General features: G+C 60.6%; 16 protein-coding genes and 1 other RNA gene. 8 read left to right on the top strand and 9 right to left on the bottom strand.

The window, feature by feature from the left end; genetic code table 11:
- Positions 1 to 5 precede the first annotated feature (5 nt).
- Positions 6 to 1013, bottom strand: a complete 1008-nt coding sequence (gene gap, locus IVA79_RS35105; RefSeq protein WP_247561719.1) for a type I glyceraldehyde-3-phosphate dehydrogenase — start codon at positions 1011 to 1013, stop codon at positions 6 to 8.
- A gap of 150 nt (positions 1014 to 1163) precedes the next feature.
- Entirely contained in the window at positions 1164 to 3179 is a 2016-nt protein-coding gene (gene tkt, locus IVA79_RS35100) for a transketolase (protein ID WP_247561718.1), read from the bottom strand.
- A gap of 377 nt (positions 3180 to 3556) precedes the next feature.
- On the opposite strand from tkt, the gene IVA79_RS35095 reads away from it, so the two are divergent.
- From IVA79_RS35095 to IVA79_RS35075, 5 genes are all read left to right on the top strand, one after another.
- On the top strand, positions 3557 to 3877 hold the full coding sequence (locus IVA79_RS35095) for a DUF4164 domain-containing protein (protein WP_020608063.1): 321 nt from the start codon (positions 3557 to 3559) through the stop codon (positions 3875 to 3877).
- Positions 3874 to 4257 (top strand): cell division protein ZapA, encoded by a 384-nt coding sequence (locus tag IVA79_RS35090; protein ID WP_028150902.1) that lies wholly within the window; start codon positions 3874 to 3876, stop codon positions 4255 to 4257. Before IVA79_RS35095 ends, IVA79_RS35090 begins: the two co-directional genes overlap by 4 nt.
- Positions 4258 to 4504: 247 nt before the next feature.
- A non-coding RNA gene (gene ssrS, locus IVA79_RS35085) (6S RNA) lies at positions 4505 to 4665 on the top strand.
- A gap of 207 nt (positions 4666 to 4872) precedes the next feature.
- Positions 4873 to 5469 carry a 5-formyltetrahydrofolate cyclo-ligase gene (locus IVA79_RS35080; RefSeq protein ID WP_247561717.1) on the top strand — a complete coding sequence of 199 codons (597 nt, stop codon included), beginning with the start codon at positions 4873 to 4875 and terminating at the stop codon, positions 5467 to 5469.
- A complete protein-coding gene (locus tag IVA79_RS35075) occupies positions 5447 to 6271 on the top strand; it encodes a TIGR00282 family metallophosphoesterase (RefSeq protein WP_247561716.1) in 825 nt (274 codons plus the stop codon). Before IVA79_RS35080 ends, IVA79_RS35075 begins: the two co-directional genes overlap by 23 nt.
- A gap of 159 nt (positions 6272 to 6430) precedes the next feature.
- Here the strand turns inward: IVA79_RS35075 and IVA79_RS35070 are convergent, their stop codons facing one another.
- The 7 genes from IVA79_RS35070 to IVA79_RS35040 form a co-directional block, all read right to left on the bottom strand.
- Positions 6431 to 6625, bottom strand: a complete 195-nt coding sequence (locus tag IVA79_RS35070; protein WP_247561715.1) for a hypothetical protein — start codon at positions 6623 to 6625, stop codon at positions 6431 to 6433.
- Between the two features lie 256 nt (positions 6626 to 6881).
- The gene (locus tag IVA79_RS35065) at positions 6882 to 7232 is read right to left on the bottom strand and encodes a septum formation initiator family protein (protein ID WP_247561714.1); all 351 of its coding nucleotides are present in this window, start codon (positions 7230 to 7232) and stop codon (positions 6882 to 6884) included.
- 65 nt (positions 7233 to 7297) lie between these two features.
- Complete coding sequence (locus tag IVA79_RS35060; protein ID WP_247561713.1) at positions 7298 to 10249, bottom strand: hypothetical protein; 2952 nt, start codon at positions 10247 to 10249, stop codon at positions 7298 to 7300.
- A 13-nt stretch (positions 10250 to 10262) separates the two neighbouring features.
- Positions 10263 to 10682: a hypothetical protein gene (locus IVA79_RS35055; protein WP_247561712.1), complete on the bottom strand. Its 420-nt coding sequence runs from the start codon at positions 10680 to 10682 to the stop codon at positions 10263 to 10265.
- Between the two features lie 770 nt (positions 10683 to 11452).
- A complete protein-coding gene (locus tag IVA79_RS35050) occupies positions 11453 to 12637 on the bottom strand; it encodes a RelA/SpoT domain-containing protein (protein ID WP_247561711.1) in 1185 nt (394 codons plus the stop codon).
- Between the two features lie 476 nt (positions 12638 to 13113).
- Positions 13114 to 14538, bottom strand: a complete 1425-nt coding sequence (locus tag IVA79_RS35045; RefSeq protein WP_247561710.1) for a methyl-accepting chemotaxis protein — start codon at positions 14536 to 14538, stop codon at positions 13114 to 13116.
- Positions 14539 to 14647: 109 nt separating this feature from the next.
- On the bottom strand, positions 14648 to 16393 hold the full coding sequence (locus IVA79_RS35040) for a methyl-accepting chemotaxis protein (RefSeq protein WP_247561709.1): 1746 nt from the start codon (positions 16391 to 16393) through the stop codon (positions 14648 to 14650).
- Positions 16394 to 16617: 224 nt separating this feature from the next.
- Between IVA79_RS35040 and IVA79_RS35035 the strand changes: the two genes are divergently transcribed.
- The 3 genes from IVA79_RS35035 to ruvA all read left to right on the top strand — a co-directional run bounded on the left by IVA79_RS35035 (position 16618) and on the right by ruvA (position 18577).
- A complete protein-coding gene (locus IVA79_RS35035; protein WP_247561708.1) occupies positions 16618 to 17364 on the top strand; it encodes a YebC/PmpR family DNA-binding transcriptional regulator in 747 nt (248 codons plus the stop codon).
- 71 nt (positions 17365 to 17435) lie between these two features.
- Positions 17436 to 17963, top strand: coding sequence for a crossover junction endodeoxyribonuclease RuvC (gene ruvC, locus IVA79_RS35030; protein WP_247561707.1), 528 nt, complete (start codon positions 17436 to 17438; stop codon positions 17961 to 17963).
- Positions 17960 to 18577, top strand: a complete 618-nt coding sequence (ruvA, locus tag IVA79_RS35025; RefSeq protein ID WP_247561706.1) for a Holliday junction branch migration protein RuvA — start codon at positions 17960 to 17962, stop codon at positions 18575 to 18577. The genes ruvC and ruvA overlap by 4 nt, the downstream gene beginning before the upstream one ends.
- The last annotated feature ends 42 nt before the right edge of the window (positions 18578 to 18619 follow it).

Genomic DNA, 18619 nt, shown 5'->3' with positions numbered 1-18619 from the left:
ACTAGTTAGATCACCTTCGCGATCGCGGCGGCGGTGTCCGCCATGCGGTTCGAGAAGCCCCACTCGTTGTCGTACCAGGACATCACGCGCACCAGCGTGCCGTTCTGCACCTTGGTCTGGTCCTCGTGGAAGGTCGAGGAGTGCGGATCGTGGTTGAAGTCGATCGAGACGTTCGGCGCGTTGGTGTAGCCGAGGATGCCCTTGAGCTGCTGCTCGCTTGCGCGCTTCATCGCCGCGTTGATTTCCTTGGCGTCGGTGGCGCGCTTGGCGACGATCTTGAGGTCGACGACCGAGACGTTCGGGGTCGGCACGCGGATCGCGACGCCGTCGAGCTTGCCCTTCAGCTCGGGCAGTACGAGGCCGATCGCCTTGGCCGCGCCGGTCGAGGTCGGGATCATCGACATCGCCGCCGCACGGCCGCGGTAGAGATCCTTGTGCATCGTATCGAGCGTCGGCTGGTCGCCGGTATAGGCGTGGATCGTGGTCATGAAACCGGTTTCGATGCCGACGAGATCGTTCAGCACCTTGGCCACCGGCGCGAGGCAATTGGTGGTGCAGGAGCCGTTCGAGATGACCAGGTGATCTTTGGTCAGCGTGTCGTGGTTGACGCCGTAGACGATGGTGGCATCGGCGCCGTCCGCGGGCGCGGAGACCAGCACGCGCTTGGCGCCGGCGGTCAGATGCGCGGACGCCTTGTCCTTCGAGGTGAACATGCCGGTGCATTCCATCGCGATGTCGACGCCGAGATCCTTCCAGGGCAGCTTCGAGGGATCGCGCTCGGCGGTCACCTTGATCTTGCCATTGCCGAGGCTGATCGAGTCGCCATCGACGGTGACGGTACCGGGGAAGCGGCCATGGACGCTGTCGAAGCGGAGCAGATGGGCGTTGGTCTCGACCGGACCGAGATCGTTGATGCCGACGACCTCGATGTCCTTGCGGCCAGACTCGGCGATAGCCCGCAGGATGTTGCGGCCGATGCGGCCAAAACCGTTAATACCAACGCGGACTGCCATGTTTCGTCTCCTTCAATGACCGTTGTCATCCCGCACAACACGCTACTAACGCGCCTGCGAGGGTTTTTTAGGGGCGGGCGCCCGGTTCGGCCGGGCGGTGCTTGATCATATGGGAGATTACGTAGTCCTTTTTTGGGGCAAGCTCAACTCTCAGGAAACGCGCTTCAGCACAGCGTTAACCGCGGCCTCGGCGGTAATACCGAAATGCTTGTAAAGCTCCTTGGCAGGGCCGCTTTCGCCGAAGGAATGCATGCCGATGAATTCACCGTCCTGGCCGATCACGGCATCCCACCCCCAGCGCACGGCCGCCTCGATCGCCACCTTCACTGGCGCGTTGCCGATGATTGCGGCGCGTTTTGCCTCTGGTTGCGCTAACAACAGCTCGAGCGAGGGAACGGAGACAACGCGCGAGGCGACGCCGCGTTCCGCGAGCTGCTTCTGGGCGGCGACCGCGATCTCGACCTCGGAGCCGGACGCGAACAGCGTCACCTTGGCTTCGCCCTGGGCTGCGACCAGTTCATAGGCGCCCGCCGCGCACGGATTGTCGTTCGGTGCGGTGGTCCGCAGCTGCGGCAGGTTCTGGCGCGTCAGCGCCAGCACGGTCGGACCGTCCACGCGGTTGAGCGCGAGCTCCCAGCACTCGGCGACCTCGATGGCATCGCACGGGCGGAACACGCGCATGTTCGGAATGGCACGAAGCGCGGCGAGATGCTCGACCGGTTGATGGGTCGGGCCGTCTTCGCCGAGGCCGATGGAATCATGCGTCATCACATAGACGACGCCGGAGCCCATCAGCGCGGCAAGCCGCATCGCGGGCCGTGCGTAGTCGGTGAACACCAGGAAGGTCGCGCCGTTCGGTGCGAAGCCGCCGTGCAGGAAAATGCCGTTCATCGCGGCGGCCATGCCGTGCTCGCGAATGCCGTAATGGATGAAGCGGCCCTTCGGCGTCTTGGCGGAGAAGGCGGTTGCCGATTTCGCCTTATTGTTGTTGGAGCCGGTGAGGTCGGCCGAGCCCGCGAGGAATTCCATCGGCATCGCGCCGGCGATGACTTCGATCACGGCTTCCGAGGATTTGCGGGTGGCCGCAGTCATCGGCTTTTCCAGCAATTCTTTCTTGTACGCGCGCACGGCCTTTGCCAGCGAGGCCGGACGTTCATGACGCAGGCGGCGCTCGAACTCGGCGCGCTTGCGGCTGCCGAGTTCGCCAAGCCGTGTTTCCCATTCCTGGCGCGCCGCGGCGCCGCGGCTGCCGGCTGCACGCCACGCCTTCAGCACGTCGTCAGCGACCGCGAACGGCTCGAGCGAGATGCCGAGATTCTCCTTGGCCGCCTTGAGTTCGTCGGCCCCTAACGCCTCGCCATGCACCTTCGCGGTGCCGGCCTTGTGCGGCGCGCCGAAACCGATGGTGGTGCGGCAAGCGATCAGCGTCGGCTTGTTGGATTTCTTCGCGCGCGTGATGGCATCGGCAATCGCCGCCTGGTCTTGGCCGTCGATCTTCTCGGCCGCCCAGCCCGCCGACTTGAAGCGCTTCACCTGGTCGACGGAATCGGAGATCGAGGTCGGACCGTCGATCGAGATGCCGTTGTCGTCGTAGAGCACGATCAGCTTGTTGAGCTTCCAGTGCCCGGCCATCGCGATCGCTTCCTGCGAGACGCCTTCCATCAGGTCGCCGTCGGAGGCGAGCACATAGGTGTGATGGTCGACGATCTTCTTGCCGAACTCGGCCGCGAGCATTTTCTCGGCGAGCGCCATGCCGACGGCGGTCGAGATGCCCTGGCCGAGCGGACCGGTCGTGGTCTCGATGCCATTGGTGCGGAAATTCTCCGGATGGCCCGGGGTGAGCGAGTTGACCTGCCGGAACTGCTTGATCTGGTCCAGCGTCATCTCGGAATTGCCGGTCAAATAGAGCAGCGAATAGAGCAGCATCGAGCCGTGGCCGGCCGAGAGCACGAAGCGGTCGCGGTCCGGCCAGGCGGGCGCGGCGGCGTCGAATTTCAGGAACTGCGTGAACAGCACGGTGGCGATGTCGGCGGCACCCATCGGCAGGCCCGGATGGCCGGACTTGGCCTTCTCGACCGCGTCCATCGCGAGGCCGCGGATCGCATTGGCCATGCGGGTGGCATCGACCTGCGTATGGGCCATACGGGTGGCATCGAGCTGCATCATGATGAAAATCCGTCTGGAATGAGGTGCTTGATGGCCGTGTGCGCCGCGCTGGATCGAGCCTGGCGGTCACGGGAGGTTGGGGGCTGGGATAGCACCTCGGTTCCGGGAGTCCAAGGCAATCAAACGCCGGTTTGGCCGTAAAAGTTGCCTGTGTGGAGATCGGTTTTCCGCCGGGCTCGTGCGTCGGGGAGGAACGGGCGAATCGGGGCCACCTCCTTCCGATCTATCGGTGCATAGTTTCGCGGCGGCGTTGCGCTTGGCTAGCTTGCCACGTAAATTTCTGCTTCTAACCGCTTGCCGAACCGAGTCTTTTGCCGGGCGGCAAGCCCCAGGAAAAGGCCACTGGGCAAAGGCCGCCAGGTTCCACCGCTGACTGCATGAACGATCGCGTGTCCAACAGTTCCGCCATGACGGAGTCCTCCGCGGTCGAGATTGAGATCGCGACCCGCAGGCTGATGGCGGCGCTCGACGCGCTCGAAAGCGCGGTGGAGCGGCGGCGCGATGCCGATCGCGACGAGAACGAGCTCGCGGCGCGGATTCAGGCGCTCGGCGCCGATCGTTCGCGGCTTGCCGACGAGCTCGATGGCGCGCTGGTGAAGGCGCGCAAGCTCGAGCGCACCAATCGCGAGATCTCCGACCGGCTGGATTCCGCGATCGTCACGATACGCTCGGTGCTCGATACCGGAGAGGATGGATGAGCCACATCAACGTCACCATCAATGGCCGGCAATACCGCATGGCCTGCGAGGAGGGCCAGGAGGTGCGGCTGCTCAAGCTCGCCGAAAGCCTGGAAACTCGCATTCAGTCGCTGCGCGGAAAATTCGGCGAGATCGGCGATGCGCGCCTCACCGTGATGGCGGCGCTGACCGTCTGCGACGAACTGGTCGACGTCGGCAACCGTGTCCGCACCATGGAGCAGGAGCTGACCGAGCTTCGCGATTTCCGCAACGCCGCCGTCGAGCGCGCCAGGATGACGCAGACCGCCGTGGTGAACGCCCTGAACGCGGCGGCCGAACGCATCGAGAAGTCGACCCAGGTCCTGAACCGGACCGTGGGCAACGGGATTGCGATCGGCTGACGGTGGTTGGAACGAGCGGTGCGAGCCGGCGACGGTCTTCACCTCTCCCAAAGGGAGAGGTCGGATCGCATCGAAAGATGCGATCCGGGTGAGGGCTTACGGTCCCACTGAATCCCGCGGCCCCTCACCCGGATTGCTCAGGCGCGCAATTGCGCGCCAAACCAATCCGACCTCTCCCCGCTGGGAGACGACAACGAAGCCGCCGGTTGGGCTGGCGATTCGTCAGTATCGTTGTTACATTGCCCGAGCGAGGCTGCGACGCGCGTCAGGAGCCATATATCCCCGGGGCCTTATCGATCCTTTAGGGAACTGTCCCTGGCCGGGTCCGTGGGCCCGGACATATGGTGCCCACCTACTTTCGTAGGGAACTCCGGGATCGAGTGCTTCAACGGCGTCCGCGGCTTCGCACTTTTGTTTGCTTGGTTTGTGCTTGTTGAACGACTGCGGCCAGTTCGACAGGTGTCGTGCTCCCCTGGTTGCGCATTGGCGCTCGAGGGCGGGCATCCAGTACGCCGCGGCCTTTGTGTGAATCACGACCGCCTCTGGAATACTGGATCACCCGCATCAGTGCGCAAGGGCGCACAAGGCGAGTGATGACGTGGGGGACCAACGCGCATGTCCAATACGAAAGCCGAACTCCGTGCCAAAGCCCTCGCGGCACGTGACGCGCTGAGCGAGAAGAAGCGCAGCGCCGCCGCTGCCAAGCTCGCCAAGCGCGGGCTGCCGTTCGACCTGCTGCCGGGCAGCATCGTCTCCGGCTATTCGCCGATCCGCAGCGAGATCGATCCGATGCCGCTGCTCACGAGGCTCGCGGAGCAGGGGGCCAAGCTCGCGTTGCCTTGCGTCACCGCACGCGGCCAATCGCTGATCTTCCGTCTCTTCCATCCGAACGATCGCCTGATGCTCGGTCCGCTCGGCATTCCCGAGCCATCGCCGGCAGCGGCCGAAGTCATCCCCGACGTCATGCTGACGCCGCTCGCCGCGTTCGATCGTCTCGGCCACCGCATCGGCTACGGTGCGGGGCATTACGATTTCACCTTCGCGCATTTGCGCAAGACCAAGAATATCGTCGGCATCGGGCTTGCTTTTGCAGCGCAGGAGATCAAGGCGGTTCCGGCATTGGCGCACGACGTCGCGCTGGATTATGTGCTAACGGAATCCGACGTGTTCGATTTCCGGAGTTCTGAAGTTGCGCATTCTCTTCGTGGGTGATGTCGTCGGCCGCAGCGGCCGCAATGCCATCGCCGAATATCTGCCCGGCATGGTCAAGGACTGGTCGCTCGATTTCGTCGTCGTCAACGGCGAGAATTCCGCCGGCGGCTTCGGCATCACGGAAGCGATCTATCAGGAGTTTCTCGATGCCGGCGCCGACGCGGTGACGCTCGGCAACCATTCCTGGGACCAGCGTGAAGCATTGGTGTTCATCGAGCGCGCCGAGCGCCTGGTGCGTCCGGCAAACTATCCGCGCGGCACGCCCGGCCGCGGCGCCGCTTTGGTCGAGACCAAGAACGGCAAGCATGCGCTCGTCGTCAACGCGCTCGGCCGCGTCTTCATGACCCCGTTCGACGATCCCTTCGCGGCGCTGGAGCGCGAGTTAGGGGCCTGCCCGCTCGGCGTGGCCGCCGACGCCATCGTCGTCGATTTCCATTGCGAGGCGAGCAGCGAGAAGCAGGGCATCGGCTTCTTCTGCGACGGCCGCGCCAGCCTCGTCGTCGGCACCCACACCCACGTGCCGACCGCCGACCACCAGATCCTCAACGGCGGCACTGCCTACATGACCGATGCCGGCATGACCGGAGACTACGATTCCATCATCGGCATGCAGAAGGAAGAACCGCTGCGGCGGTTTACGTCGGGCATTCCGTCGGGGAGATTTGAGCCGGCCGCAGGTGCTGCGACGCTCAGCGGCGTCGCGGTGGAGACCGATGACGCGACGGGACTTGCGCTGAAGATTGCACCGGTTCGTGTTGGCGGAAGGCTGGAGCCGGCAACGCCGAAGTTCTGGTTGAGCTGAAGCGCGAAGCTATACTCTATACTCGCGCGACATCAACCTCTATCGTGAGACGTGGACCAAGATGTCGCCGCTAGGCTGGGCCCCGCGGGCAGCGGCCGCAAAAATCTGCCTTTCGGTCATTGGAAGACCACGACCTTGATCCCAGCGCTGCGCCACGACCTATTGAGGAGCTTTGTCCAAGCGTGCTGACAGCGCGTCGAGAGCTTCTGAAAGCTTTTTCACATCATTTTCCAACAGGGAGGTCCGACTGGCTAACGATGTTTTTTCGACAGTTAGCTCTTGAATCTTCTTCTGAGCGTCCTCCAGCTGACTGACTATTGGATTTATGTCTTGGGTCAGCGGGCGCAGCTCCATGCACGTCGAACCGCCACCTTGAAACTGGATCCATGGTTGGTTTCCTCCGCATTTCCCAGCTCCACTTGACACCAGCGCGACAGAGTTTTGGGCTGAGGCCGGAGGCGTCGCAGCGAGTAGACTGCAGCTAATCCAAAACCCGGCAGCTGCGGCGTATCTCAAACCGGGCTTGTGGAGCAATGCGACTATACAGCAAACGACTTTCTTACTCATTGGAGGTCCATCATGGATAAAGGCGTCCTGAAGCAATAATTCTTCATCTATTGGCTAGATCGTCGACTCGATTGGTTAGAGCGTCAATTGTTTCTGAAAGAGTTTTGAGATTCTGCTTGAGTTGTGCAATTTCGGCGTCTGTTTGGGCCTTGAATTGCTTTATGGCCGGATCGTCCCCAATTTTGACGCTGGGCAAGCACGTTGCAATACAAAGTGGTCGATTATCGACCGTGACCGGTCCGCATCCGCTGGATACGGTGAAGTCCCCAGGCTTGCATGCGTCACGATTAGTATACTGCTGCGCACCCAGATAAGTAAGTTCGTCGGCGATCGCTTCGCCATGTATACCAGAAAGTCCCGCCAACGTAGTGACGACGATTATATGATTACGCACTGCTCGCCTCCATCAACTCACTCGAACCTCGGACACACACTTGGCAGAAGTTTTCGTCCAGCGATTCATTGCTTTGATTTCTCGCGCCCGTTCCAGGTCCACGCCTTACCCAGGAATTGCGAGGCCAGCGCTGCCCTTTGAAGTTCCGATGCATCGGCCACGCTAGCCTTGAAAGTGCCAGCGATTGTACGATCAAGGAAAGCTTGTGAAACTCTGTCTCGATAAGCAAGAGCGAGACGGAGGCCGTCCGTTTGCTCGAACGCGCCGCGAGCCAACGTCATCGGCGATGGAACTTTGATGTAGAAATCGGCGAGACCTACGCTAACGCCCGCGCCTAGTCCCGGACTAGCCTTGTCGTCTGAGATGATCTCGCCTACCTCGAGCGGGCAGTCCTTCTTTCGACCAGATTTGTGGTCATCGGTCGTCGCACGATACTCAAAAACAAAGTTCGGGAACATGTCCGTCAATTTTTGCTTCGTGAACGGAAGCCCTCCACAAGTATCTGCGCTGATGTAGTCACTTAAGCCGAGCCCAAAAAACGTTTGCTGGTATGACACGGCTTGCGCTTTCGCGGCACCGCCCTGTTGGTCCTCAACAGCATGTCTCATGGCTAGCATCAACACGTTGCGCGCTAGAACTGGATTTGCCTTCATTGCGGCAAGGCCAAGTTGTACGAGCGTCTTACGTTCTGGGTCCTGCGGATCTGTCACGAGAGCCTTCTTCTCAGGATCGTACAGACATTGCTCGATCAGCAGCGCGAGATAGTCTCCGTAGATGAGCGACTGTTGCAGAAGAGCAGCATCCGACAACCAGCGCAGCTTTCCAAGTAATTCAACGCCTTTGCCTTGACCGAGAGCTGTTTTCATCTCGGGCGACGGCCCTGTCGAAACGAATGTAGTCAAGCGCTCAGGATCGACAAACCGGAAAGTCCCGTCATTACTGCGATTGGCGAATTCCACCACCGTCGAAAGGCTGACACCCATATCTAGAAGCCAAAACGCATTTGGCCCGATAAGCGGTGCTCCTAATATATTCTGCAGTCGGCCTTTAACGGGTGCTTTGGCCGAATGGGACAGGACGCCCACACAAAGGAGATCGACAAGAGGTGCAGCTAAAAGGTCCGCATCGTTGCATTTGAATGCGTTGAATCGATCAACAGTTTCCCCTTTGAACAAAACGTTGTTCAGTTTTAGCGCCCCATTCACGTCGACGGTGGGTTGCATAAGCCGAGCGAGTACTAAAGCCTGCGGCGGAGAACCGGGCGCCTGCAGCGCTCGGAGCAAGAAAGCCCGAGCCGTCGAATAAGCCCTGTCTTTTTCTGATTGATAGGCCTTCATGGCCTTCTGTAGCTCGGCGTCGCCGATAATCTGCTCAGTCGGGAAGTCGTTTGCCGCTATGATATCGCCCGCCCAGTTCGCCGGCTTGACATTCGCGTCGAGGAAGGTCGTGAAGGTGCGATAGCAATCTGCTGTCCACGTTGATAAGTTGTTTGTCTTCAGCAAGCTCACCAGATCGGCCCGAGTGGGAATCAAGAACTGTCCGTTCAAAGTGGAGCCGTAAAACAGAGCGTAACAGCCACTCCACCGTTGCAAGACGATACTTTGCAGCATTTGCTGATTCTGGAGTACGGTGAGTTCTATCCGGTCGAGTTGGCGGGTTACTTGTTGCCTAAATTCCTCCTGAGCTTTCGCCAGAGTGACGATTGCCGTAAGAGTCCTAGTTTGGAGATCGATGATCTCGTCGAGTTTTTTGTTTACTTGGGCGAATGCCTGCCGCAAATACTGCATAGTCTCCGCATGCCGTTGAGCAGCAGCATCAGGAGCGCCTAGCCCTACGAGAGATGTTAACCCCGCAACACCGCCAAGAACATCTCCGGTCGCGAACTTTGCGACGCTCCCGGCGACTATCTGCGCACCTTGAAGTTTTTGGACTACATCTGATGAAACCCCGAGGTTGCCAGCGATAGTAGCTAGACTACCAAAGCTACTCGCTGCCAATTGAACATTGGCCACCGCTGACTCGAATGACTGTTGTGCTTTAAGGGACTCGGTGAGCTTTGTTCGCGTCTCACCGGTAATTTCCGGAAATAGGCCGCTTTGCACAGCTTGTAGCTTTTGATCCGTGCTCCAACCGCTATACGAAACAGCAGCGAGACTTTGAATAGCGGCAGTATTAGCCCCAACTTGCTGTTTGAGCTCGTCGATCTTCACATGAGCAACGCGAGCACTCTCAGCTACAGCACCAAGACCCTTCTCTATGGTAGTCAGACGACTCGTCATGGCGTCTTGATATTCTTTAAGGTTTTTTTGCAGCGCAGAAACCTTACTCTTTACTGCGTTAACGTCGGCACCGATGGCTGTACTTCGAGCCAAGGCCTCGACGCCGATATTGGTTGCAAGGTCTACGCTTTCGGCTTCGAGCATTGACAGCGCTTGTGGATTATCCGCTAGGATCTCCCGCATCTTGCGGCCACCGATTTGAAAATCGCCTACCTTTGCGCGGAGTTGCTCGGGCGTCATCGCGCGTAACTGATCGTTGCTGAGTTTGCTTTGCTTTAGACCCTGGGCCAAAATGCTGCGAGCCTGCTCTTGTGCCTGGTCCAGCATGGACTTCGTTATGGCGTCACCCGCAAGTTTTGAGCCCCATGCAGCAACGGCAGCAGTCCCCTTCGAGAACGGTTCGGGATCCAACGCGGCAGCGTAGGTCAGCGCCGTTGTCTGCATTGCGAAGTAGCTGGCGACGACGTTTGAAGATGCTCTACCTTCGTTGATCTTGGCTTGCACTCGTAGCGCAAGCTTACTGAAGGCGTCGGGCGCTGTTTCGATCTTACGCTTGTCTTCAGAGGTCGTGTAAAGAAGGCTGCCTACCGAAGCTCCATATTCGATACCCGCTAGCGCGATCGACAATTCGTCAGCAGCGCTCGCTGGTGAAACGAGATAGGAGGCGATTGCGGTTGTGCAGAGTAGTCGGCGAATCACTGAGGAGGATGCAACTGTAGTCGCAATAATTTGTCGCATGTGTCACCAATCATCACTTTTGGCCTAGTTTGCCGAAGCGCTCTTTTAGCTCGTCAAGGGACGAGCTCAGAATTCTTATGTCGTTCTGAAGCATCGCGTTCTGCGCGATTAAATCTTTGATCCGTTGTTCGTGAGAAGCCATGGCCTCTACTTGCTGCTGAATGGCTTGATGAACTCTATCGTTCCCAAGGACGACCGTCTGGATACAGATCGTCTTTCCTCCTACTTGGGTCGTCGGAGCTGTTTGTAACGCAAAAGTTGTACCTGGAGGACAATTTGGAGGTCCCTCACCTTGACCGACTGCATCACTTGGATTGGCGAGGTAAGTCTGCGCGAATGCTTCTGCGGGGGAGACGCAGATCGCAAGCGAAGCGATCAATGCTTGAGCCGCCGAGGTCCTCATTCTCTCGTTTGAGCTGAGGCAATGATTCACCGTTGCTCCCTCTTCTGACTGGTGAGTCGGGATAATGTATCTGCCGTGACGAAGCCTATCCCGCCACTACTCTAGACTGTTAAAATGCGTGTTGTCATCAGAAAGATGTGTTGCGCTGCCTTCGTGCCCTGCTGCTTGAGCTCGAAAACTCCGATCAGGAAAACCAATTCTTTGCGATCCCTGCGGTTGGTTGGTCTGCAAATTCAGTTGGGATTAGACTTGTCTAAACGCGCGCATAATGCGTCGAGCCCCTCAAAGAGCCGTCGGTCATCGCTTTCCAGTATTCTTCGCGGTCAGGTCTCTCACTTTCTATCAAGTGCTGGGGTGTCCTGAATGTTTTTGCGAGGATCTTCTGTCGCTGTAAAGCTCTCTAACTCTTGGGAATTGAAGCAGAGGTGCGGATTTTCAATCCATTCAGAGTAGCCCGCAAGACATTCGGCGAGACCGGCCTCTCACCGCTCAAGACGTGGCAGCTGGCGCAGAGCTGGCCAAAATTTTTCTGCCGCGCGCGCCGTGAAGCCGTCCTTGTGCGAGGCGGCTGTGGCCGGCGCGGTGGTGACCGGCAGGTCGGGCGAGGGCTGCGGCGGCACGCTGCGCAAGTAGGCAACGATGCTGCTGATATCTTCGGACGCGGAGCTGGCTTAAGCTGTAGCCGACCTCTTCGTCCATCGGACCCGAGCCCGAGCCGTAACCCTGCGCATGGCCGAGCGACAGATCGGCGACCGGGGCTTTGTCATGCCAATTGCCAAGGCCATTCGCCTTGTAATCGTTTATTTTTGCAAACCATATTCAGCCATCCTTGCGGCATGTGTCTCTGGATCAAGTATCTCGTATGCTCGCACCATCATGCTCAGAAAATCTCTCACGTCGTTGAAGTAATTCCGGAATGCAGATTTCATTTCTTCGACGTTTCTGGCGCCCACCAAAACAATATTGTCATCGGGAAATTCTTTCTCAAGTTCGAGGAGCCGGGACGATGCCTCCAATTCCAGATCAAACTGGTAGAGTTTGAATCCATCTTTTTTAGAGATGCGTAAGATGATGTGGTCCGCTTCTATGTGATCACCGACCCAATCGTTAATGACTAGGTTTACCAGCATATGCATAACGCCGATTTCGCGATTTAATGCCTCAAATTCCGCATACAAATGCTTATTGCTCTTATCAGGAAATAAGCGCGGCGGGATACCTTCAATCGCTCTCGCCAACATTTCACTCGAAAGGCGAAACAGTTCGATGTAACGCCTGTCACCGCGATCAAATTTCGGCTGGTTTTCAGTTACCTCGGTCACAACCTCGACTGCGGTTGCCCATGCATGCTGAACATTGGTACGGTACTGAATCTCAATAAGAAGTCCGTCGCACTTCGGATTCCCCTTCTTAGACTTGGACCTATGTTCGTAGATGTCATGAATGCCACGGTAGCCGCGATCCGAAGGCCTTTCTATATAATCGTACTTACTTTTTTCGTTTTTGCGAATGTGTTTGAATTTTGCGTGATGGAGCTTGGAACGAAATTCGTGGAGCGCTTTGATACTTGGAAATATCAGTCGGCAACCAGCAACGTCGTCCATGCGAGCAAGCTGCATTCCGTCATGGCGGGACAGTTTGTCTATAATCGTTGAGCGGCGCTTCAATCGCTGCGCCACCTGCACATCCAAGTTCTTGGCTCTGGCTCGCAAGAGTGACTGAAACGAGTTGATCACATCACGATGGGCCATCCTCCACGATTCCAAGATATCCGACTGGCCCGGACCTAGCTTCCTCGCACGTAGCGCGGCGCCTGCGCGATTGATCGCGCCCTTTGATCCCCAATGGGGCAAATCCGTCTTGTTAGCCATAGCTGCCAGCGCCGCTTCGATGGACCCACTTTCGGTCCACTGCCGGAGGGCATCTAGGGGGACGCCTTCCCCGTGTGGAAAGCGTCTTATAAACCTATGATCATGTGCAGTCACAGTGATAACTCTCCTCCAAGGGAGGGTAAGAGCAGAGCACTATTCCGCCGTCTGCTTCCGCAGTTCGGCCACGTCCTTCGCCGTCAGCTTAGAGCCCTTGGTCCGAACCGCGCCGTGACATAGTTCGCCACGGCCGCGATCTCGTTATCCGTGTAGGCGCTACCGGGAATCGGCAGCGGTCATCCGGCGCATGCCCGCTTGGTGCCTGACAGCACGATCTGCGCGAGGTTGGTGGACGACACCGCACCAGAAGCCCGTAGGTACCGGCAGCGGCTCGGCAGATGCAGGCTTACGCGGGTGAGGGGCTGTCTCCGCCTGTGCAGGATTTCGGAATAATAGTATTCTACCCCTGTTTTGCCCGACGAGTCAAAACGCGCCATGGCTTGCCGGCCTAAGCCATTGATTCCGCACACCCCGGCTACTGTGCATGGGGTTGTTTTCGAACTTTTTAGTTTGAGGACGTGGAGTGCCGATCCTCAGCTCTGCCGAAAACCCATTCGGAATGCGCCCCAGTGCTTGCCGCGGATCACGATCGGCGAGGACAGGTCCTTCATCAGCACGAACTGCCCGCCGCCCATGTCGCGGCGGTAGGTCTGGAGCAGGAACGGCTTGGTGTTCGCAGCGACCTTCTGCACTGCGCGATCGGTGAACAGGCGGCGGTTACGGCAGTTCGCGTTATTCCAGACCGGGTCCTTGCCCTGTGGCAGGCGGTAGTTCGGATTGTGGGTCGGCAGATAGCCGCCCTTGGCCCAGGCGACGCAGAACACGATGCGGGGATCGGATTTCTGGATCGGGTCCTGGATCGCGGGCAGCACGCGATCGGTGAAGTCGACGTAGTTGGTAAGGTATTGCTTTGGATCGGTGCCGGGAATCTCGCGGTAGGTCTCGTCCATGAGCCGGTCGAGCGTGATATCGCCGCGGTCGATCGCGGCCTCGAACTCGGCCGAGATGCGCTTCGCGGTCTCGACGACGATTCGGATCAGCGGTGCGTCAGATGTCTCCACGCCGCTGTCGGCGATCAGCGCGATCAGGCCCTCTGATGTATCGAGCAGCTTTGTCACGCGCTGATCGGCGCTCCTGAGATCGCGCGAGGAGAGGTCGACGCCCTTGGCGAGTTCGTTGAGCTCGCTGATGACGGTGTCGCAATGTCCGAGATTGGAGGTCGCCGCGCGCGTGACGCTGCCGATCTCGGCCTCCACGGAGGCGAAGCCCTGCTGGACCCGTGAGATGATGCCGGAGATCTGCTGGGCGCCTTCGCCGGCGGTCTTGGCGCGCTGCGAGGCGTCGCTGCTTTCGCCGATCAGGCCTTCGATCTGGCCGTCGAGATCGCGCACGGTGTCGGAGATCTGATGCGTGGCCTGGCGGGTGGCTTCCGCAAGGTTCTTCACCTCGCTTGCGACCACCGCGAAGCCGCGGCCGGCGTTGCCGGCGCGGGCGGCCTCGATCGTTGCGTTCAGCGCGAGCAGATTGGTCTGCTTCGCGATCGCCTCGATCGAACCGGAGACCTTCGCGACCTGCGTCAGCGCCGAGCCGACGGCGCTGAGGCGCGCTTCGATGCGCTCCACCGCTGCGACGAGCTCGGAGATGTGGCTGACCGCGGTGTCGACGGCGCTACGCGACTGCGCGATCTCGCCGACCGCCGCGGACGTGGTCGTCTGCACCGCCTGCGATGCGTTGGCGATGTCGTGGTTGGCCGCGACCATCGTCTCGGCCGTCTTCTGCAAATGATGGAACCGTTCCGACTGGTTTGCGACGCGGTTTGCGACCTCCTGAACGTTGCCGGCGATGTCGGCGAGTTCCACGCCGAGGCCGCCGATGCGGTCGGCGAGCTGATCAATCAGCCGTTCGGCCAGCGTGCGGTTGGAGCCGGCGTCCATGACGGCAAGTTGTGCGGCGGACATGTTCGACGAGTCCTCCAGTCAGAGCCGTAGGCCGGCTCGCGGCGGCATTCTCCATTCCAATTTCGATCTTAAGGGATGATTCGCGCCCGGCGTCTTGCCTGAGCGTGCACTACAGCTTGTAGGCGGTCCGGAATCCGCCCCAGTGACGGCCCTGCACGCGGATTGGGACGTCGATCTCCCGCATCATCACGGTGTTCCCGTTGCCCATGTCGCGCGCATAGCTCTGGACCAGATACGAGCGCAGGTTGCGTGCGGCCGCCAACCCCGCCGGATCGTTGAATATCCGCCGGTTGCGGCTGTTGGCCGTGTTCCAGGCGACGTCGCCCGGTCGCTGCGGATGGGAATAGATCTTGTTGTGCACCGGCAGGAAGCCATTGCGGTCGACCATGGCGCAGAACGCCATGCGCTGCTCCTTCGCCAGAAAGGCCTCTTGGAACGCCGGTAAGGCGCGGTCGGCCCAGTCGAGATATTTCGTGCGGTACTGCTGGGGATTGGTTCCGGCGATTTCGACATAGTCAGTGTCGAAGAGGTCGTCGATCCCGATTTCGCCGCGCGCAACCGCCTGTTCGAATATTTTCGTCAGCGCGTTGCCAGCCTCCATGGCGCGGGTGACGAACTCCGTGTTCTCCTCGTGGATCGACCAGAGCCTGTCCTCGATCTTTTCGCGGAGCTCGGCATTGGGACCGACGAATTGCGCGCGGGCGCCGGCCTTGGATTGCTCGATCACGCGCAGACGACAGGCGCCGACGTTTTCGAGGCTGCCATCGATCATCGCTTGCGGTGCGAGCCGGCTTGCGTCCGCGCCGCCGATCAACACGCCATCCATCGAGATTTCATAGACCGGCATCACGCCGCGCGCGCTCTCGAACTTGAGATGGCAGGGCAGTCGTTCGGTCTTGCGGCGGTCGTCGTGCTCGCTCTGGCGGAGCAGCACGGCGCAACGCGATTTCAGCTTTTGAGCAAAAGTGGTGACGGCCTTGCCGGCACTGGCGACGTTCTCGCCATGACTCTCGGCCGCCTTGGTCGCGGCATCGATCTCGGCCGCGCTCTCGCCGACCGAGACGATGAACTCGGAGGCGCTGGCGGCATTGCCGGAAACTTCGCTGGTGGTGGCGTTCTGCTCGGCCACCGCGCCGTTGACGGTTTCGAACACCGGGCGGATCGCCTCGATCGCCTGCGAAATGCGGTGCACGGCATCCGCAGAGCCGGCGGCGTCGCGCTGCAGTGCGTCGATCTTCTTCGTGATCTCCTCGGTCGCGCCTTGCGTCTGCACCGCGAGGGCCTTGACCTCGGTGGCGACGACCGCAAAGCCCTTGCCGGCAGCGCCGGCACGCGCGGCCTCGATCGTCGAGTTCAGCGCGAGCAGCGTCGTCTGCCGTGCGATCTGCGCGATCAGATTGACGACGTTGCCGATGGCGGCAGAGGATTCGCGCAAGCGATCGACATTGGCGCGGGCTTCCTGCGCCGCGGCGCTTGCCTCGTCGGCGAGCTTGCTGGCCTCGCGGACCTGCGCCCCGATGCCGAGCGCCGACTGGGTGAACTTGTCGGCGGCATGGGCGAAGGTCGAGGCGTTTGATTGCGCGGCGTTGGTGCGGCCGGTCAGGGCGTCGGTGCGGTCGCGAATAGCGGCCAGCGTCGTGGCGGTTGCCTCGGCACCGCCAGCCACCGAATTGGCGGCGCGTTCGAGCTGGCGGATCATGGCGCCGAGCTCGAGTTCCAGCAGCTCCAGGATTTCCTTGGCGGAATCGCCCTCCGTGGCCGGGGCGGGCTCGGCCACCGGCTGCGCAGCCTGCGGGGCTGGCGCAGGCGCGGCTGCCGCCTCCGGCAGACGCTTCCGAAATAGTGCGAACACCATCACGTCTCTCTTGTCATGGAACGGGCGGACACTATTTTCGCAAGTCGGAATGAAATCAGGGTTAACGATGCCCGACTTCTAGGCACGGACCATTCCGGCGGCTACCTTTACAGTGCTACCTTAAGGCCACCAGAGCCCTTTGATTCCGACGGGTCGGCGGCCTATAAGGCCGCGCCTCCCACCCCATCGGCGACCGATTCCAAAGACCATTCAAGAGACCACGCATGGCCGGACATTCCCAATTCAAGAACATCATGCACCGCAAGGGGCGGCAGGATGCGCAGAAGTCGAAGCTGTTCGGCAAGCTGGCGCGGGAAATCACGGTCGCCGCCAAGCTGGGCACGCCGGACCCTGCCATGAACCCCCGCCTGCGCGCGGCCGTGATTGCGGCGCGCCAGGAGAACATGCCGAAGGACAATATCGAGCGCGCCATCAAGAAAGCGCTCGGCAGCGACGGCGAGAACTATGACGAGATCCGCTACGAGGGCTATGGCCCCGGTGGCGTCGCCGTCATCGTTGAGGCGCTGACCGACAACCGCAACCGCGCCGCCTCCGACATCCGCTCCTTCTTCACCAGATCCGGCGGCAATCTCGGCGAAACCGGCTCGGTCTCCTTCATGTTCGACCGCACCGGCATCATCGAATACGACCGCAGCGTGGCCTCCGACGACGCCGTGCTGGATGCGGCGATCGAGGCCGGCGCCGACGACGTTGTCTCCGGCGAAGGCGGCCACGAGATCTACGCGTCGACTGAAGGCTATCGCGACGTCGCCAAGGCGCTGGAAGCCAAGTTCGGCGAGCCGCGCAAGGCCGCACTGATCTGGAAGCCGCAGAACACTGTTACGGTCGACGACGAGACCGGCGAGAAGCTGCTGAAGCTGATGGATTTGCTCAACGAGCATGACGACGTCCAGCACGTCTACGCCAATTTCGAGGTCTCGGACGCGCTGATGGCGAAGATGGGCGGGTAGGGGCGCCTTTCCCCTGTTACTTCTGTTCTGTTTCTGTTTCGCTATCATGGGCCAACCGCTATCACTGGCCTATGACCGCGCTCCCGATTCGCCACCCCGTCCGTATCATCGGCATCGACCCTGGCCTCCGCCGCACCGGCTGGGGCGTGATCGAGGCCGAAGGCAATCGCCTGATCTACGTCGCCTGCGGCTCGGTGGAACCGTCGGACGATTTGCCGCTGGCGAGTCGGCTGCTCGCGATCCATGAAGGGCTGGCTTCGGTCCTGTCCAGCCACCAGCCGATGGAGGCCGCGGTCGAGCAGACCTTTGTGAACAAGGACGGCGTTGCGACGCTGAAGCTCGGCCAGGCCCGCGGCGTCGCCATGCTGGCGCCCGCAATGTTCGGCATCTCTGTCGCCGAATACGCGCCCAACCAGGTCAAGAAGACGGTGGTCGGCGCCGGTCACGCCGACAAGCAACAGATCGCGATGATGCTGAAGATCCTGCTGCCCAAGGCCGAGCCGCCGTCCGCGGATGCCGCCGACGCGCTCGCCATCGCCATCACCCACGCCCATCACCGCCAGAGCACGGCGCTCAGGCTGAAGGTGGTGGGGATATGATCGGCAAGCTCAAGGGCCTGATCGATTCCTACGGCGAGGATTTCGTCATCCTCGACGTCGGCGGTGTCGGCTATCAGGTGCATTGCTCCTCGCGCACCTTGCAGCATCTGCCCTCGCCGGGCGAAGCCGCCGTGCTGTCGATCGAGACCTATGTCCGTGAGGATCAGATCAAACTGTTCGGCTTCCGCACCGACCAGGAGCGTGAATGGTTTCGCCTGCTCCAGACCGTGCAGGGCGTCGGCGCCAAGGTGGCGCTGGCCGTGCTCGGCACGCTACAGCCTTCCGATCTCGCCAATGCCATCGCGCTGCGCGACAAGGCGGCTGTGGCGCGCACCCCCGGCGTCGGGCCCAAGGTTGCTGAGCGCATCGTCACCGAATTGAAGGACAAGGCGCCGGCCTTCGCCAATGTCGATCCGGCCGTGGTGCACCTCGCCGGCGCCGTCGATGATCGGCGCGCCCCGCGCCCCGTCGCGGATGCGATCTCCGCGCTGGTCAATCTCGGCTACGGCCAGCCGCAGGCTGCCGCGGCGATTGCATCGGCCTCGCGCAGCGCGGGTGAAGGTGCCGAGACGGCGCAGCTCATTCGGCTGGGATTGAAGGAACTCGCGAAGTGAGTGCGTCAATGGTCAATCTCGTAGGGTGGGCAAAGCGAAGCG

The organism is Bradyrhizobium sp. 138, assembly GCF_023074075.1.
In the GTDB taxonomy this organism is placed as follows: Bacteria; Pseudomonadota; Alphaproteobacteria; order Rhizobiales; family Xanthobacteraceae; genus Bradyrhizobium.
The sequence above is the reverse complement of the archived record's forward strand: the minus strand, read 5'-3'. Positions and strand labels throughout refer to the sequence as shown.

What these genes read in the sequence shown, in the direction of transcription:
- gap (WP_247561719.1), bottom strand. Translation starts at nt 1,013, where the DNA reads ATGGCAGTCCGCGTTGGTATTAACGGTTTTGGCCGCATCGGCCGCAAC.
- tkt (WP_247561718.1), bottom strand. Translation starts at nt 3,179, where the DNA reads ATGATGCAGCTCGATGCCACCCGTATGGCCCATACGCAGGTCGATGCC.
- IVA79_RS35095 (WP_020608063.1), top strand. Translation starts at nt 3,557, where the DNA reads ATGAACGATCGCGTGTCCAACAGTTCCGCCATGACGGAGTCCTCCGCG.
- IVA79_RS35090 (WP_028150902.1), top strand. Translation starts at nt 3,874, where the DNA reads ATGAGCCACATCAACGTCACCATCAATGGCCGGCAATACCGCATGGCC.
- IVA79_RS35080 (WP_247561717.1), top strand. Translation starts at nt 4,873, where the DNA reads ATGTCCAATACGAAAGCCGAACTCCGTGCCAAAGCCCTCGCGGCACGT.
- IVA79_RS35070 (WP_247561715.1), bottom strand. Translation starts at nt 6,625, where the DNA reads ATGGAGCTGCGCCCGCTGACCCAAGACATAAATCCAATAGTCAGTCAG.
- IVA79_RS35060 (WP_247561713.1), bottom strand. Translation starts at nt 10,249, where the DNA reads ATGCGACAAATTATTGCGACTACAGTTGCATCCTCCTCAGTGATTCGC.
- IVA79_RS35045 (WP_247561710.1), bottom strand. Translation starts at nt 14,538, where the DNA reads ATGTCCGCCGCACAACTTGCCGTCATGGACGCCGGCTCCAACCGCACG.
- IVA79_RS35040 (WP_247561709.1), bottom strand. Translation starts at nt 16,393, where the DNA reads ATGGTGTTCGCACTATTTCGGAAGCGTCTGCCGGAGGCGGCAGCCGCG.
- IVA79_RS35035 (WP_247561708.1), top strand. Translation starts at nt 16,618, where the DNA reads ATGGCCGGACATTCCCAATTCAAGAACATCATGCACCGCAAGGGGCGG.
- ruvC (WP_247561707.1), top strand. Translation starts at nt 17,436, where the DNA reads ATGACCGCGCTCCCGATTCGCCACCCCGTCCGTATCATCGGCATCGAC.
- ruvA (WP_247561706.1), top strand. Translation starts at nt 17,960, where the DNA reads ATGATCGGCAAGCTCAAGGGCCTGATCGATTCCTACGGCGAGGATTTC.